This window comes from Brevibacillus sp. FW306-2-1A-C05A (assembly GCF_058781555.1).
In genome coordinates, this window is sequence record NZ_JBYSWV010000012.1 from 25,589 (window position 1) to 41,717 (window position 16,129).

Consider the following 16,129-nt stretch of genomic DNA (forward strand, 5'->3'; position numbering starts at 1 on the left):
CTACTCCATCTCCAGTTGCAGCGTGCTGCCTTTGCCCATCGGCTCTGCCGGCGTCACGACCAGGCGGCGCGGCATGCGCACGCGTATTTCCGGGACGTGACTGATGACGCCGATCGTAAAATCGTCCATCCGCAGCCGCTCCAGCGCGTCCATGACGACCTCCAGAAGCTCCGGATCGAGCGTTCCAAAGCCTTCGTCCAAAAAGAAAAACTCCAGTCGGCCGCCGCGCATCTGTATCTCCATCGACAGGGCGAGCGCAAGCGCAAGCGAGGTCAAAAACGTTTCGCCGCCGGACAAGGTGCTGACCGGACGGCGCATCCCGCCCGCGCCTTCATCGCGCAGTACGAATTCGCCCTCGTCGCCGATTTCCAGACCGTAGCGATTTGCGGTCATCCGCTTCAGGTGATAGGATGCATCCCGTGCGATGGACACGAGCTTTTCTTCTGCAATAAACTGGACGAACGCCTTCGCTTCGAACAGCTTTTTCAATTCTTCCAGGCGGCTCTGCTCGTCTTGCAACTCGACGATTTGCTGATGCAGCTCCTGCCACCTGCTATGGTTTTTCTCCATGCGCTCGACGTGCTCTTTGGCGACGGCGACTTGCTTCTGCGCCTCCGCAAAAGACTGCTCCCACGTCTCCCACGCTTCTTTGGCGCTCACAAGCTCCTCGTGCGAGATCGTACGGCCTGCAATGGCTTGCAGCAGCCTGTCTTCCTCGTAGCGAAGCTGTCCCAAAACGCGCGCATACGCCTCGACCTGCTCCTTCGCCTGAGGCAGCTTGCCGCGCTCTGCGTACTTTTCACGCACTTGCTCCAAGGCGGCAAAGCCCGTCTCCTGCAGCCCCTGATACAAAGCCTCATGCGCCTCTGTGCGCTGTCTGGTCAAAACGGCCAGCGTCTCCGAATGCTTGACCAAATCGTTTTGGGCTGCCTGTCTCGCCTCTGCCGCTGCCTTGCGCTTCGCCTCGGCCTCTGTCAGCGACTGGCGCAGCGAGTCTAGCGTCTGTTCTATCTGAGCCAGCCCCTCCTGCGCAGGAATGCCGCCGGTCCGCTCCAGCCACTGGGCATGCTTTTGCTCCCACATCCGTTTTCGGTCGGCCAGCCTTTCCCCGAGAGCGGATTCACGCGATTTCCAATCGGCTTTTCGCGATTTGGCAGCCTCTACTTGTGTCATAAGCTGGCTGCGCAAAGCTTCCTGCTCGGCGCGCATGCGCTCTAGCTCTGCCAGCTTCCGGTCCAGGCGGCCGATTTCCTCGTAGCGCTGTTCAATTTCCTCGATCAACATCTCTTGGCGCACCGCATCCAGCTCTTCGCCAGACTGCTTCGCCGCTGCCACAGCAACGGCAACGCGGGCAATGCTCTCATCCAGTACCTTTTGCGCATGTTCGAGCAGCAGGCCGCTTTTTTCCATCAACCGCTTCTTCTCGGCTTCTTCCTCGCGCAGCACTTCCAACTGCTTTTGCAGGCGCTCCCGTTCTTCCCTGGCCTGCTCCCGCTCGGCGTGCTTGGCCGCCAGCTCCTTTTCCTCGCGCTGGTAGACGGCAATCAGCTCTTCAAACGTCTCTACCAGCCAAGGCTGCCCATGTCCGTGACACTCCGCCTTGACGGCGGCCAGCCGCGCTTCCAGCTCTTTGTACTCGGCCTGCGCTGCGGCTGCTCTCTCTTCGGCAGCAGCCAGTGTCCCCCTGGCCGTCACCCACGCTTCTTTCGCCTGCGCTGTCTTTTGCTCGGCTGCCTTCACGGCTTCTTCGGACGCTTTGATCCGGGCGCGCAGGTCGTCACCCGCCGCTTTTGCTTCGCCGTCTGCCGGATGACCCTGGCCGTCCAGCGGATGATGCAGCGAGCCGCACACCGGGCATTCCTTGCCTTCTTCCAGCCGCTCGCGCAAGTAGCGGGCCATGTTTTCCTGCTGCCAGCGCTCCCACTCCTGGCGCAGCCCTTCGCGTTCGGCAAGCCGCGCAAGAGCCTCGGCTTCGCACGCCTGAACCGCCTCAGCCAGCTCCTGGTAACGCTTCGCCGCTTGCTGCCGCTCCTGCTCGATCTGCTGCCACTTTTCCTGCCAGCTCGCGATCGCCGTCAAGCCTTCGCGCCATTGGCGGCCTACCTGCTTCATTTCCGCCAGCACATTGCGCGACCGCTCCCATTCCTCGTCGCTCATGAGCGGTTTGTCCACCGCTTTTGCCAGCCGTTCTTTGAGCTCGGCCAGCCGGTTTGCGGACTGTTCCCAATCGCGTGTGTCCACACTGGCTCTATCCGTCGCCGCCTGCAGGCGAGACACGGCCGTTGCCTGCTCCGCTTCCAGCTCGCGCAGCTTCTTTTCTTCCCGCTCCCACTGCTGCTTCGCTTCCCGCGCCCGCGCGACGCGCTCTCGCCACTCCGGAGCCACCATCGCCTGCCTGCTTTCTTCCGCAAGCTTGTTCCACTCCTGCTCCCACTTTTGCAGAGCGGCTTCGTCCCGCTCAAGCTGCGCCTCTGTCTGCGCCAGGCCAAGCGATACTTCCTGCCATTCGCGCTCCAGCACAGACTGCTCTTCGCGAATCGCTTTCAGCTCTGCTTCCCATTCCTGGGCCTGAACCAGCCTGCCTTTTTGCTGGATCAGTTGCGGCTCCTGCGCGGCCAGCTCCGCCTGCGCCCGCGCGTACTCGGCTTCTGCCGCTTCCAGGGCAAGCCGTGCTGTCCCCTGCTGTTCCCGGCTTTGCTCCAGCGCCTGCCCGGTCACGCTCCATTCCTGATCGAGCCGCTCGTACTGCTGCACCAGCGGCCACAGGCGAATGCTCGCCTCCCACTCGCGGATGTTTGCCGTGAGCAGAGCGATTTCCGCCTCCTTCGCTGCCTGCTGCTGCAACTGCTGCTGGACTTGGGCAAGCTCCCCTTGCCACTGGGCGAGCTGCTCCAGTTCCTTGAGCTTTCCGGCCAGCTCCTGCTTTTGCTCCGTGAACGACCGCTCCATTTGCGCTGCTTCCTCAAAAGTCTGTCGCGCCTGCTCCAGCGCTTCCGGCCCCGCTTCTCCCAACGCCGCCGTCTCGAGCTGCAGACGGTGCATCTGCTCCTTTGCCTGGTCGAGAGCGTGCCGCACGCGCTCGCTCAGCTTTTCCCCGTAGATGTGCAGCCGGAACATCCGCTGCAGCATCTCGTTGCGCTCGCTGCCTTTGAGCGTCAAAAAGCGGGAAAACTGCCCCTGCGGCAAAACAACCGCGCGGGTAAAATCTTGCAAAGTCAGGCCAATCAGTTCCTCGACCGCCGCAGTAGCTGCCGTCGCCTTCGATTCCAGCACGACATCCGGCTCTCCGCTCAACGCGCCGGACTGAATCAGTCGCACCTCGGGTTGGCGTTTGTTCCCTTTTTTATCCAGTCCAAATTCCCGTTCAATCGTATATCGCTTGCGCTCATTACCTGTGCCCAGCTCAAACGTAAAGGAGACGAAGACGCGCTGCTCCAGTTGATTCAGCACTTCCTTGGGATGGTTCCCGCCGCCGAGCCGGACGACCTGTCCGTACAGCGCCAGCGTGATCGCATCCAGTATCGTCGATTTGCCGCTGCCCGTCGGTCCGAAAATGCCAAACAGTCCCGCCTGGCACAAAATTTCGAAGTCAACCTCTTGCATTTCCCGATAGCTGTGCATCCCTGCCAGCTTCAATCGAATCGGCCTCACGCTTCTTCCCCCTCTCCCCCGGTTTCCGCCAGCAGCCGCTGGAACAAGGCAACGAGCCGCTCATCCGGCGCCGCTCCCTTTTTGCGCTCATAAAAACGCCGAAACAACTGATCCGATGTCAGCTTCGTCAATTCCACCCGCTGCGCCTCTTCCTCGTCGCGCTCTTCGCGAATGACGACGCGCTGGATTTTCAAAAAGTCGTCCGAGAGCTTCCGTACACGCTGAAACTCCGCCGGGTCGATCACGTCTGTCACGTGCAGTTCCAGGTCGATCCAGGAGCCTGCGTCCCGTCCTTCGGCAAGCCAGCGCTCGACCTGGGCGATTCCTTCTGTCGCCTTCCAGCGCGCCAACGGACGGCCGCTCGTCAAATAAATGATTTCCTCCCGCACGTCCTGCCCAGGCTCCACCTCGACCAACACCACCGCCTTGCTCTGCCCCGCCTCGGAAAAGCTGTACGAGAGCGGCGAGCCGCTGTAGCGCACGAGCGGCTTGTCGCTGAGCTTTTGCAGGCGATGCAGGTGGCCGAGCGCCACGTAGTCGGCGTTTTTCGGAAAAGCTTGCGGAGACACCGTCAAAGCGCCGCCAATTTGAATCGGCCGCTCCGAATCCGTCTCCATGCCCCCCATCACAAACAAGTGGCTCGTGACCAGATTCACAGTGTCCTCGCGAAAATGGACGGACAAATCGGCAAACAACCGAGCGATCCGCTCTGAAAAGGCGAGCTGCATCTGCTCCTGCGTAAAGCTCTCGCTGAGCAGCTCCTTCAGCCGCGACTCGGAAGGGTACGGCAACGCGAGCACCACCGCATGATGCTCACAGCCCGGCACCTTCAGCTCCAGCCAGGAAGGGCCTCCCTGGACGACCTGTACCCGGTCCGGGGACGGTGACTGTGCGATCAAAGGCGCTTCCTTCGGCAAGCCGAGCAAAACGATTCCGTGCTTCGCGGCAAGCGGCGATGCTGCCCTGACCCGCTCAGGCTGGTCGTGGTTGCCCGCGATCACGATAACCCCCCGGCGGCCTTCCGCAGACAAGCGCTCCAGCGCCTCGTAAAAAAGCTCCTCCGCCCACGCTGGCGGGTTTACCGAATCGTACACATCTCCTGCCACCAGCACCAAATCGACTTCCCGCTCTTCCGCGATCCGGCAGAGCTCGTCCACAAATGCCGTCTGCTCCGCCCGGCGGTCGCGGCCTTCGAGCTGCCGCCCGAAATGCCAGTCGGCCGTATGTAAAATGCGCATGACTCCCATCCTTTCTCCACGATCATGTGTTTGCTTTTTATTGTAACAAAAGACAGAGCGGTGCGTGGTTGAAATTTACGGTACTTGCCGGTAACTTTTGCGCTCTGCCTGCGTCTTTCTACTAGATCCCTGTTCTTTCCTACCATCCGCCGAAAGGAGCTTGTTACCCTTGTTGGTTCGCCGCCTGCTGTTTTTCACTTTCACCGGACTGGCTCTTCCCTGCCTGGTCCACGCTGCCGCTCCCTTGTCGCCCGCTTCCGTCTCCCCCACACCTGAGCAGGTCATCAACTGGATCAATGCAAGTGCCCATGATCCTGTTGACCTGCCTCACGTTGATTTTGAACTGGTCAATCTGGATGAAGACGCTGATTTGGAGATTATTGCCAAGCAAAATGCAAGCGTACATATCGGCACGTTTTACGTCCTCGATCAAAAGCCAGACCGCACGTATTCGCTCATCGCAGAAAAGCGGTGGAACGTCCCGCAGCTGCAACCGGAACGCTGGGATTATGCACAGGAGGTAAACCATCCCGAGCTCGACCCGTATTATTTGGACAGCCGCATCGAGCTGACAGGAACGCGTCTGCTTGAAACGGTTGACCATACGGGAGGAACCGGACTGAGCGTCTACGAAGCTCACCTCTGGTACTTGGAAAAAGGCAAGCTGGTGGAAGCCTGGAGCGGACTGTTGAAGCAAACCTCCTCCGTTCCCGGCGGTCAGCTTTTCCAGACGCTCGGCAGCTACCAGATTATAAGCGGAGAGATCCCGCAGCTATACTACTGGACGACAGAGCAAGAGCTTGACCCGGACAGTGGAATCCCCCTCCCCGGCAAGACCGCAACCAAGCTTGTGGTCTACCAATTTGACCAGGGCGTCTTCACCCCTGTTCCGTAAAGCCAGTTCGCAAACGTAAAATGCACAAAGCCGCACCCCCTGCACAAAAGCGGGAGTGCGGCTTTTTTCAAGCGCGAATCACTGTCTCTATCTTCTCAGCTTGCCTGCTTGCGGCGACTTGTGCGACTGCAAGCACATGTAGCTGATGACCCCGAAAAGAATCGTAATAATCATCGAGTGGAGCAGCGTAGCATAGAGGTGAAGCTGGAACAGAACCACGAATCCGCCGCTGAACACCTGGAGGATGACCAGCACGAAGGCGAGAATGCTTGCGCCGTACAGATCGCGGCGCTTTTCCTTGAAGTGGCGCATGGCATAAATCATCGTTCCGAGCAGCAAAAACACGAGAAGCAACGCGCCCAGCCGGTGGGCAAAATGAATGCCTGTCTGGCCGGAGAGCTGAGGAATCAGTTGCCCCTGGCACAGCGGCCAATCGCTACAAGCCATGCTCGATCCGGTATGCCGGACGTACGCTCCGAGATAGACCACACCGTACGTATAGGCCGCCACGGCCCACATCCAGTTGCGAAAACCCGTCGATGCCGTATCTTGCACCATGCTCTCCATCTTGTCCCGCTGCAGCACGAACCCGGTCAAGAGGAACACGCCGGTAAAAGCCAGCAGGGAAAACCCGAAGTGCAGAGCCAGCACGGATGACGATTGCGGCCAAATGACCGCAGAAGCGCCGAGAATGGACTCCAGAACGATAAAAAACAGACCGAACAGGGCGAGATTGCGCACTTCCTGGTTGCCCCGATAGTGGCGCCAGCACAGCACGGAAAAAACAACCACAACGATGCCAGCCACACCTGTAATCAACCGATGCATGTATTCAATAATTGATGCCAATGTATATTCCGGGACCCACTTGCCATTACAGAGCGGCCAGTCGTTTCCACAGCCCAGACCGGAATCCGTTTTGGTCACAAGCGACCCGGCGATCATGACGATAAACATGACGAGAGTAGCAAGAACGGCTAGAGGTTTCAGCCATTTTTCCATAGTGAATACACCCTGTTTCCTGTGATGTTTGAGACTCACGGTGAAGCAGCCTCTTAACTGTTGCCCTCTCTTACATTAATGAAACATCCCCTGCTAAGCAAGGGATGTTCCGTGAACATTTCGTGAGTGTTTCGTGTCAATAATGGTACACCATTGTGCTGATGACAATGACGGCACAAAAGATCGTCAAATACAGGATCGAATAGCCGAACAGCTTGCGTGCCCAGGCGAGATCATCCTTGGCCTTGAAGCCTTGGAACAGCAGCACCATGTACACGATGCCCATCAAGCCCATCACAGCCAGGTAGACGTAGCCTACGCTGCCGTGGATGAAGAGCAGGAGCGAAGCCGGGAACAGGACAGAGCCCCACAGCACCATTTGCCGCTTCGTTTCGGCGAAGCCTTTGACGACTGGCAGCATCGGCAGATTGCCTGCGCGGTATTCTTCTGTTTTCAGCATCGCCAGCGCGAGGAAGTGCGGTGGCTGCCACAGGAACAAAATCAGGAACAGCAGCCACGCTGCCGGGTCCATGCTGTTTGTGACGGCTACCCAGCCGATGACTGGCGGAGCCGCACCGGAAATCCCGCCAATGACGGTGTTCAAGGTAGTCACGCGCTTGAGCGGCGTGTAAATCAGCACGTAGAAAATATGGCCGATCAGTCCCCAGACAGCAGCCAGCGGATTCGCGAATACCGCCAGCACGGCCAAACCTGCGAGCAGCAAGCCGATTCCGAGCAGAATCGCGGTGCGCGGAGAAATCCGCCCTGCTGCGAGCGCGCGCCCTTTGGTCCGCTTCATTTTTTTGTCCAGATCGCGGTCATAGTAGTTGTTTAACGTCGCACCCGACATAATCACCAAAGCTGTACCGAGCATGGTGAAAATCGCCAATTTCCAGTCTGGAAAACCGTAAGATGCCAGCCATAAAGCAGCGAAAGTGGTCATCAGGTTGGACATCGTAATTCCAGGCTTTGTCAGTTCTACGTAGTCCCGAAAAGTTGCCGGCTCTCCCGGTTGTGCGTGCAGGGGCGTCTCAGTATCAAGCGATTCCTGCATTGTCACTTGCTGGTCCACGTTTTGTACCTCCTGTCTGAATCTATCTGAACATGCGAATATCCAATTTGAAAAACTAACTTTCATTGTATCGAATGCCAAAGAAGCTAGTCAACTTGAAAAGCGCACGCCCTACTTGCCAAAAATAACATCCAGAACGCCGGCTGTCTCGCCGCCCGGATAAATGATGTAGAGCAAGGTGTACACCGTAGCTCCGGTAATGGCGGTGACAAACCAGACGATCGACGTCCACGGCCCGATTTTTCTGTGGGCGGCAATGTTGTTTTTGTAGGCGTGTCTGAGCGTCACCAGCCCCATTACTCCCCCTACCGTAGCCAGTACGATATGAAAGATCAGGAACGTCTGGTAGATTGGCTTCAAGCTGTCAGGCCCACCGAAATGCGTGTTTCCGACAAAAGCCGTTCTGGATACATACGTGATAAAGAAGATCGTTGCACAGATGGCAGCCCATTTCATGATCTTCATGTGTTTGTCAATTTGTTTCTTCGCGACCGCATACCAGCCACAAGCGACAAGAATACCGCTGATGACGATAAACGATGTGCTTATCGTAGGCAGCAAGATGGACATTTCTACACCTCATTCGAATAATCTATCTATAATTCTATACCCTGCCTTCATCCGTAGCCGGCGTTTTCATCAGCAGGGCGCCTGGCTGTTCATCCATGGGCAGGTCGTCCTGCTTCTCCTGCTTATACCAGTGGTAGAAGACATAGGCGAGTACAGAGCCGTACACAAGCTCCTGCACCAGCTTCATGATGATTCCGCCAAGCCGCTGGTCGCTGAAAGTGCTGAGGCTCGGGAACAGTTGCGGAGCCGAGATGTACGTCGCATACAGCGGATCGGACGCGAAAATAATCAGCGCACAGGCGGGCGTAATCAGCACGCCGTTGACGAAGATGTACACCAGCTTTTTCAATCCGGCCAGTTGTCTCTTGCTGTCGGACAACGGGCTGACAATCGGCCACCACATCGCAAAGGCAGCCAGGATCAAAATAACGTGATAGACCGTCATCCATTGATGATGAAGCGCCGCCGCGTCAAAAATAAACGGGATGTGGTAAAACGAAAACAGCGTATTGAACAAAAGCGCAGCCACTAACGGATGTGTAAAAGCTCGCAGCATCGCGTTGAGCGGCCGTGGCTGAAAGATTTTTTCCAGAAGCCACTCAGGCATCGCCAAAAGCACGATGGGAGGCAGGGCAAAGTATAAGATCGATTGCTGCAGCATGTGCAAGCTGAACAAGTAATGATGGCCGTAATAGCTGATCGGGCTCCCTTGTGCTGCGTAAAACAGCAACAGGGCAAAAACAAACAGCAGCTTTTGCCTCGTGGTTGCCATCGTGGCATTTTCAAAACGTTTATGCATGGGACCTGTCACCAGGAAATATACCGTAGCGATAAGCAGAGTGAAAAGCATCACATCGGGACTCCACAAATCTGAAAAGGATGCCGTCGCGTTCATCGCTGACAGCTCGTGTTGATGCTGACCCATTCAAATCCTCCCTTCCTAATAGTAAAGCCTGGGGCTTCGCCACGTCAGTCGTTGCAGGGCCAGCGCTCCCAACCGGGCGCAAGTCTTGCTGCCCGCTTCGTTTTACAATCTGGCCGAGCTGCGCGCTATGTCGATTGGAATTTTTTAAATTCTAATCTACCTAATAAGGGTGCCCTCTATACAATCTCCATTATACCGCTGATTCTCTTCTTCTTTGATAAGAAAAATGAACAAAGTGTTGACAAATGCGCTGACATTAGAAAACTTGGCTGGGCCAAGCCGTTGGCGCAGCCTTGGTTGTCCTATCTTATCTGTAAAAAAAAGAGACCAGATTCCTCTGGTCCCGTAAAAAAACTCGCTTGGCTTACACTCCGAAGGAAACGAATTTCGTCTCCAAATACTCATCCATGCCGTAGCGTCCGCCTTCGCGTCCGATACCGCTTTCCTTGAATCCGCCGAACGGAGCTTGCGTCTGGGTCGGCGAGCCGTCATTGATGCCGACAATGCCGTACTCCAACTGCTCGGCCATGCGGAAGCAGCGCTGGTTGTCGCGCGTGTACACGTAGGCAGCAAGGCCGTAGCGCGTGTCGTTTGCTTGTCGCACCACGTCTGCTTCGTCTGTGAAGCGAACGAGCGGAACGACAGGGCCAAACGTTTCTTCGCTGGCGATCTTCATCGCTTCTGTCACACCCGTGATGACCGTCGGCTCGCAATAGAAGCCGTTCGCGTATTCGCCTTCGGTCAGTCGGCTGCCGCCGTACACGACCTGACCGCCTTTTTCCTTGGCGTCCTCAATGTGCTCCAGCACTTTGTTCAGCGCGCGCTCGTTCACCAGCGGACCGATTTCTGTCTCCTTCAGGCGTCCGTCCCCTACTTTTGCCCGTTTCAGGCGCTCGACCAGCTTTTCGGTAAACGCGTCTGCCACATCTTCGTGGACGTACAGGCGGTTTGTACAAATGCACATTTGCCCGGAGTTGCGGAACTTGCTCTCAAACAGCCCTTTGACCGCCGCGTCCAGATCCGCGTCCGGGAATACGATGAACGGCGCATGTCCGCCCAGCTCCATGCTGACGCGCTTCACCTGCTTCGCTGCGCCCTCCATCAGCAGCTTGCCGACGCGAGTAGAGCCTGTAAAGCCGATTTTGCTCAGTTTCGGATTTTCGATAAACTCCTGGCCGATCGATTCCGGCTTGCCGATGACGAGGTTGACGACGCCTTTCGGGAAGCCAGCCTGCTCGATCAGCTCAAACAGGCGAATCGCAGACAGAGGAGTAGACTCCGCAGGCTTCAACACCACTGTGCAGCCTGCCGCCAGAGCGGGAGCGATTTTGCGAGCGACCATGTTCACCGGGAAGTTCCATGGGGTGATCGCCCCGACCACGCCTACAGGCTGGCGGAGCACCATGATCCGCTTGTTCGGCACGGACGAAGGAATCGTCTCGCCGTAGACGCGCTTCGCTTCTTCCGCGTACCAGACGAAGTTGTCGGCCGCGCCCAGCACTTCGCCTTTTGCCTCGCCGAGCGGCTTGCCCATTTCGGCTGAGATGATGCCAGCCAGCTCATCGCGGCTTTTTTTGACCAGTTCGGACAAGGTGTACAAATATTTGGAGCGCTCGCGAGCAGTCAGGCGAGACCAGCTTCCAAACGCCTCATGTGCGGCATCAATCGCTTTTTTGGCATCGCGATCATCCCCAAAAGCGGCGCTTCCCACGACTTCGCCAGTAGCCGGATTGACGATCTGAATCGATTCGCCGCCCTCGGCGGAAACCCATTCCCCATTGATATACATTTGCTTGTACTCTCCCATGACTATCGCTCCTCTCAATCTCTCTTCAATAGATTGGCTTTAGGGCCTCGAACGGATTTTTGCAATGCCGGCAGTACAAAATGCTGCGGCATGCGGCAGGGCCAAACAGGTTGTCAATCTGTGTATATGGGGAGTCGCAGTAAGGACAGGTTACCTCCCAGACATCTCCCGGTTTGAAATCGATTGGCGGCGGTGCGATGCCAAAGCTTTTCAGCTTGCCTCTCGCCTCTGGCGCGATGCGATCGGACGTCCAGGCAGGGTCGTAGACAAACTGAACTTCTACTTTGCTGATGCCTTCCGCCTCCACCAGTTTTTCTGCGATGTTCTTTTTCATGATCTCAAGCGCGGGACAGCCGACGAAGGTAGGGAGCACGTCGACATGCGCGACATCGTCCTCTACCCGCACCTGGTGGATCATCCCCATCTCTACCATGCTTATGACCGGAATCTCCGGATCAGTCACTTGCTGCAGCAGTTCCCAGCATGTCGCTTCCAGCCCATCGTGTACGTGCATTCCTTCCTGCGCCATGCAGATCACCCCTTTTTACCAGTTCGCGGCCGGATCGATGCGATACACTTCCGACAAGGTAGCCAAAGCTTGCGCCAGCTCAGCCGTATGCTGTCCATGACGGCCGCGCTCCGCCGGCACTCCCGGCTCTCCCGGCCAGACAAGTCCCGCTTTTTCGAAAATATCTTGCGTAAGCGTCAGCCACTTCTGCTTCAGCTCGCTCTCAGCGGCAATCAGGCCACAGCGGACGATGCTGTCCGCGTTCGGACCGAGCTGGCTAAGCTCTCCAGCATCCTGCCATACTTTTGCAATCGCCGCTTCCAGCCGTTGCCGCGCTTCCGGCGTGCTGTTCGCAAGCTGCTTCAGCCACACTTGCCAGTGCATCAGATGGTAGCGATGCTCGGTCAGCATTTTGCGGCTGACCAGCGTGAGCGGCACATAGGACGATTGCAGCAACGCCTCGAGGCGCACTTGCTTGTGCAAGCCGTACACGTAGCTGCGGACAATCGCATACGCCCAGTCGTAGTGTGGATCGCTGTTGTAGTCGCCTTCCCCGTTTTTGCGTTCGACCAGAATCGCGTTGCGGAACGCATCCGCTTCGCGAAGCTGCGCGAGATCGTCTGCCTTGCCCACGCCAAGCTGCTCCAGCATTTCATAAAACATCACGGCATGGCCCATCATGTCCTGCGACATGGAAGAAAACGCGACGTCCTCTTCGATATGCGGGGCAAGCCCGAGCCATTCCGAGCCCCGGTACGCGAGAATAAAATCGTCGTCAGCCAGTTGGAACAACAGATCAGTCAAGGCTTGCGCGTATTCTGGATTCTGCTTTGCCGCTTCTACTGTCTCTACTCGTGAAAAGTCGCCCATGATTGTTTCCCTCCTGCTTAGCTGCCGCTTTCCGCATGCTTCTGTTTTTCTTCGTACTTCTCCCGGTGATGGCGCCATCTCGCCTGCAAGTCCCCGTAGCCTCTCGTCTCCCGGTAGCTCTTGTTGTCGATCCGCTCCAAAAACGGGCGCTCCTCCGGCGACAAGCCGTAAATATCGTCGCGCTTGACGACCCAGAGATTAAAACATGTCTCGCGGCGCAGGAAGTTCTCGCGCGCCATCGCCAAAGCCACTTCCTTGTTCGGAGCCAGAAGGCTGAACTGATGGACAAACGAAGAGTTTACGCTTTTTTGGCTGAATACCTCGTATATGAAAAAGTTGTTTTTGGCTTCTGTTTCGTTGTTCATATTCATTCACCTACCCTACGTGGCGGCCGTACGACATAATCGCATCGCGCACCCATTTTGTTTCTTCATACGATGTTTCCCGAAGGTTCAGACGATGAGCAGAGCGAGGGCCGTTGCCTTTGACGATCTGCTTGAACGCTTCCCAGTCAGGCTGCTGATACACCCACTCATCTTTTTCTTCGTCGAAGTGAATCGTATCGTCCGGAACCGTGAAGCCCAGGTGGAAAATGCGCGGCAAATACTTTTTCAAAAAGACCTGACGCAGCTCTTCGTTGGTCTGCGTGCGAATCTTGTAGCGCATGTTGGTCGATTGGTTGCTCGTGATCGTGCCGTTCTCAGGCGGTCCGAAGAACATCAACAGCGACGGCCACCAGCGGGTAATCGCCTCTTGCAGCATCTGGCGCTGTTCCTCCGTGCCTTCTGCCAGCTCCAGCACGATGCTCTCGCCATGCTGCGCATGGAATTTTTCCTCCGCACAGATGCGGTGCAAAGCCCGCGCATACGGCGCATACGATGTATCGAGCGACATGGACTGAGTGATGATCGCGGCTCCGTCAACCAGCCAGCCGATCACCCCGGCATCTGCCCAGGTCGGCGCTTCCATGTGGAACACATTGTGAAATTTCAGTCTTTTCGCGAACAAATCTTGCATCAAGTCTTCGCGCGTCTTGCCGAGCGGCGCCAGCAAATCTTCCGCTACGCGCAGCAAAAGCTGTCCGTGTCCCATCTCATCCTGTACCTTCGCCATGATCGCCAGCTTGCGGCGCAGTGTCGGTGCCTTGGGAACCCATTCCTTTTCCGGCAAAGCGCCCATGATCTCGCTAATGCCGTGCATCGAAATCAGCTTAATCAACTGGTTCCGATAATCGTCTGGCATCCAGTCATCCGCTTCGATCTTTTCTCCACGATCGATTCTCGCTAAAAACGCTTCCATTTTTTCGTTTTCCGTCAAATCAGAACGTTCCATCTGTGTTTGCATGGAGAAAACCTCCTTTTACCCGTTGTCCATTATGATAATTTTATAATACGTTTTTATAACGTTATAATAACATAACGTCATACGTTTTTGCAATACGCTTCCGTCGTGAACCAGCTCATTCCAGCCGTCCGGACAGGGCAGCCGCCTTCTTCAACTGCTCTGCCATATGCCGCAGCTCCTGCATGACCGCATCCAGCTCCTGTATGCGCGTAGACTGCTGCAGGCTGTGGTTCAGCGTCTTTTCCATCTCCCCGGACACTGTGGCGACGAGTTCGTTCATCTCAGCCAAAATGCGAAAAATATCCTTCGCCGACGTCGAAGTCGTTTGCGAGAGCTGGCGAATCTCCTCTGCGACGACGGAAAAGCCCCGCCCGGCCGCTCCGGCACGCGCTGCTTCCAGCACAGCATTCAAGCCAAGCACGTTCGAACGGGTGGAAATGTTGCGAATCAGCTCGTTGATTTGCGTCGTCTCCGCGATCTTCACTTCCATCTGGCTTGCTGCGTCGCTCAGCGTGTGGCTGGCCTGCGCCAGATTTTCCGCGTCTTTCGCCAGGCTCACGGTATGCAGGGCGATGTTTTCCAGTGCGCTCGTCAAATTTTCCGCCAGGTTGCGCAAACGGTCTTCCTGGTCAGTCGTTACGCCAGTTGCCAGGCAGCCCACCACTTGTCCCTTTTCGACGATGGGATAGCCGACTGCTATGTACGGAATGCCGTAAATTTCCTTGGGGATCTTCTTCACGACCCGCTTGTTTTCTGCAATCGCCGTCGCATTGATGCTGCCCGGACGCAGCGGGTCCCCTGTTTTGATCCCGAGATTCAGCCCTTGGGCCGGATAGTAGGCGAGAAATTTTTCCCGGTCGGTGACCCCGACCATGCAATCGAACAAAAACGCTTTTTGCAAAATGGGCGCGACCGTAAGCAAGCTGTTTAAAAGCTGCGACATGTTTCTTCCCTCCTGGCGCGGGGACGAAAACGGCTATTCTCCCCGCCATCGTCAAGTCTGCGGAAAGAACAGCCATCGTCTCCTACTGCCTCATCGATTTTGCTACTTTACAATCTGGAATTTGCCATCCTTCACTTCGACCATAATCATGCTATCTTCCGTCAGGCCGTTGTGATCTTCTGCCGAGAACGTAAATTCCCCGGTAACGCCTACGTACTTCACTTTTTCCAGGACTTCACCCAGCTTGGAAGCATCGCCGCCTGCCTGCTTCAAGCCTTCCACGAGCAGGTTCAAGCCGTCATAGCCGTATCCGGCAAAGCCGTCCGGCTGCGTGTTGTACGCCGCCTGGTAGCCTTCTGTGAATTTTTTGATGATAGCCGCTTGCGGGTCGTTCGCATCGACCTGATCGGGCACGAGCAGCTTGCCCGCTACCATCAGGACGCCTTCGCCCGCGTCGCCAACCAGCTCAAGAAACTTGCTGTTCGCCGACCCGTGGCTGCTGATGATCGGAATGCCGAGGTTCAACTGCTTCGCTTCCTTCACAATCGTCGCCGGGCCAGGGTTGGTACCTGCCACGATCAGCGCCTGTGCATCCGTGCCTTTGATTTTGGTCAACTGGGAGCTCATGGACGGGTCCTTCGTCCCGTACTTCTCTTCTGCCACAATCGTAATGCCGTACTCCGGCGCGTATTTTTGCAGTTGGGTGGTCCAGCCGCTACCGTACGGATTGCTGTCGTTGAGCGTTGCGATTTTCGTAATGCCTTTTTCTTTCAAATATTTAAAAATGCGCTTCGTGCCGTGCACATCGGTATGCGGTGTTTTGAAAATGCCTGCGCGCACAGGGTTGGTAATCTGGTCCGCGGCTGCCATCGAGATCAGCGGCAGCTTCTCGGCTGCGGCAAACTCCGCCATCCCCAGGGAAGGGCCGCTGCCGGACGAGCCGAGCACAGCGACTACTTTTTCTTTGGAAACGAGCTTCTTGATCGCTTTGACCGCTTCGGTGTTATCCGACTTGTCGTCTTCGAGCACAACCTCTACCGGACGGCCATCCACACCGCCTGCTCCGTTGATTTCCTTGACCAACAGCTCAACTGCCTGCTTTTCCGGTACGCCGAGCGGGCTGTTCGGACCAGTCAGGGAGAAAATCGCCCCTACCTTGATCGGTTCTTTGCTCTCTGTCGCTGCAGTCTGCCCGCCGCCGGATTGTTGTGCTTGCTGCCCGCCGCCGCCACAGGCGCTGAGCATGACGAGAGAAGCAATCGCAACCGGGTACAGCCACTTGACAAACGTTCGTTTTTTCATCG

At 56.6% G+C, this 16,129-nt stretch carries 14 protein-coding genes; 1 reads left to right on the forward strand and 13 read right to left on the reverse strand.

The annotated features are described in order from the left end of the window. Together AC3WJN_RS09850 and AC3WJN_RS09855 are read right to left on the reverse strand one after the other, a co-directional pair. On the reverse strand, positions 1-3,651 hold the full coding sequence (locus AC3WJN_RS09850) for an AAA family ATPase (protein WP_433947751.1): 3,651 nt from the start codon (positions 3,649-3,651) through the stop codon (positions 1-3). After that, entirely contained in the window at positions 3,648-4,889 is a 1,242-nt protein-coding gene (locus AC3WJN_RS09855) for an exonuclease SbcCD subunit D (protein WP_035317214.1), read from the reverse strand. Before AC3WJN_RS09855 ends, AC3WJN_RS09850 begins: the two co-directional genes overlap by 4 nt. A 169-nt stretch (positions 4,890-5,058) precedes the next feature. Between AC3WJN_RS09855 and AC3WJN_RS09860 the strand changes: the two genes are divergently transcribed. Beyond that, positions 5,059-5,784 (forward strand): hypothetical protein, encoded by a 726-nt coding sequence (locus AC3WJN_RS09860; RefSeq protein WP_007782896.1) that lies wholly within the window; start codon positions 5,059-5,061, stop codon positions 5,782-5,784. Between the two features lie 87 nt (positions 5,785-5,871). Here the strand turns inward: AC3WJN_RS09860 and AC3WJN_RS09865 are convergent, their stop codons facing one another. The 11 genes from AC3WJN_RS09865 to AC3WJN_RS09915 all read right to left on the reverse strand — a co-directional run bounded on the left by AC3WJN_RS09865 (position 5,872) and on the right by AC3WJN_RS09915 (position 16,127). After that, on the reverse strand, positions 5,872-6,786 hold the full coding sequence (locus tag AC3WJN_RS09865) for a COX15/CtaA family protein (RefSeq protein ID WP_026558007.1): 915 nt from the start codon (positions 6,784-6,786) through the stop codon (positions 5,872-5,874). A gap of 136 nt (positions 6,787-6,922) precedes the next feature. Further along, a complete protein-coding gene (gene cyoE / locus AC3WJN_RS09870; RefSeq protein ID WP_025848327.1) occupies positions 6,923-7,858 on the reverse strand; it encodes a heme o synthase in 936 nt (311 codons plus the stop codon). A 111-nt stretch (positions 7,859-7,969) separates the two neighbouring features. Then, positions 7,970-8,428, reverse strand: a complete 459-nt coding sequence (locus AC3WJN_RS09875; RefSeq protein ID WP_005830753.1) for a DUF420 domain-containing protein — start codon at positions 8,426-8,428, stop codon at positions 7,970-7,972. 34 nt (positions 8,429-8,462) lie between these two features. After that, the gene (locus AC3WJN_RS09880) at positions 8,463-9,353 is read right to left on the reverse strand and encodes a cytochrome c oxidase assembly protein (protein ID WP_005830751.1); all 891 of its coding nucleotides are present in this window, start codon (positions 9,351-9,353) and stop codon (positions 8,463-8,465) included. A 364-nt stretch (positions 9,354-9,717) separates the two neighbouring features. Next, positions 9,718-11,160, reverse strand: coding sequence for an NAD-dependent succinate-semialdehyde dehydrogenase (locus AC3WJN_RS09885; protein WP_005830750.1), 1,443 nt, complete (start codon positions 11,158-11,160; stop codon positions 9,718-9,720). Between the two features lie 25 nt (positions 11,161-11,185). Beyond that, positions 11,186-11,689 (reverse strand): 1,2-phenylacetyl-CoA epoxidase subunit PaaD, encoded by a 504-nt coding sequence (gene paaD / locus AC3WJN_RS09890; RefSeq protein WP_005830748.1) that lies wholly within the window; start codon positions 11,687-11,689, stop codon positions 11,186-11,188. A gap of 15 nt (positions 11,690-11,704) precedes the next feature. Continuing rightward, positions 11,705-12,538: a 1,2-phenylacetyl-CoA epoxidase subunit PaaC gene (gene paaC / locus AC3WJN_RS09895; protein WP_005830746.1), complete on the reverse strand. Its 834-nt coding sequence runs from the start codon at positions 12,536-12,538 to the stop codon at positions 11,705-11,707. Positions 12,539-12,555: 17 nt separating this feature from the next. After that, positions 12,556-12,903: a 1,2-phenylacetyl-CoA epoxidase subunit PaaB gene (paaB, locus tag AC3WJN_RS09900; protein WP_005830744.1), complete on the reverse strand. Its 348-nt coding sequence runs from the start codon at positions 12,901-12,903 to the stop codon at positions 12,556-12,558. A gap of 10 nt (positions 12,904-12,913) precedes the next feature. Beyond that, positions 12,914-13,882 carry a 1,2-phenylacetyl-CoA epoxidase subunit PaaA gene (gene paaA, locus AC3WJN_RS09905; RefSeq protein WP_005830742.1) on the reverse strand — a complete coding sequence of 323 codons (969 nt, stop codon included), beginning with the start codon at positions 13,880-13,882 and terminating at the stop codon, positions 12,914-12,916. A gap of 115 nt (positions 13,883-13,997) precedes the next feature. Continuing rightward, positions 13,998-14,825, reverse strand: a complete 828-nt coding sequence (locus AC3WJN_RS09910) for a methyl-accepting chemotaxis protein (RefSeq protein WP_005830740.1) — start codon at positions 14,823-14,825, stop codon at positions 13,998-14,000. A gap of 102 nt (positions 14,826-14,927) precedes the next feature. Next, entirely contained in the window at positions 14,928-16,127 is a 1,200-nt protein-coding gene (locus tag AC3WJN_RS09915; RefSeq protein WP_007782923.1) for an ABC transporter substrate-binding protein, read from the reverse strand. Positions 16,128-16,129: the final 2 nt, after the last annotated feature.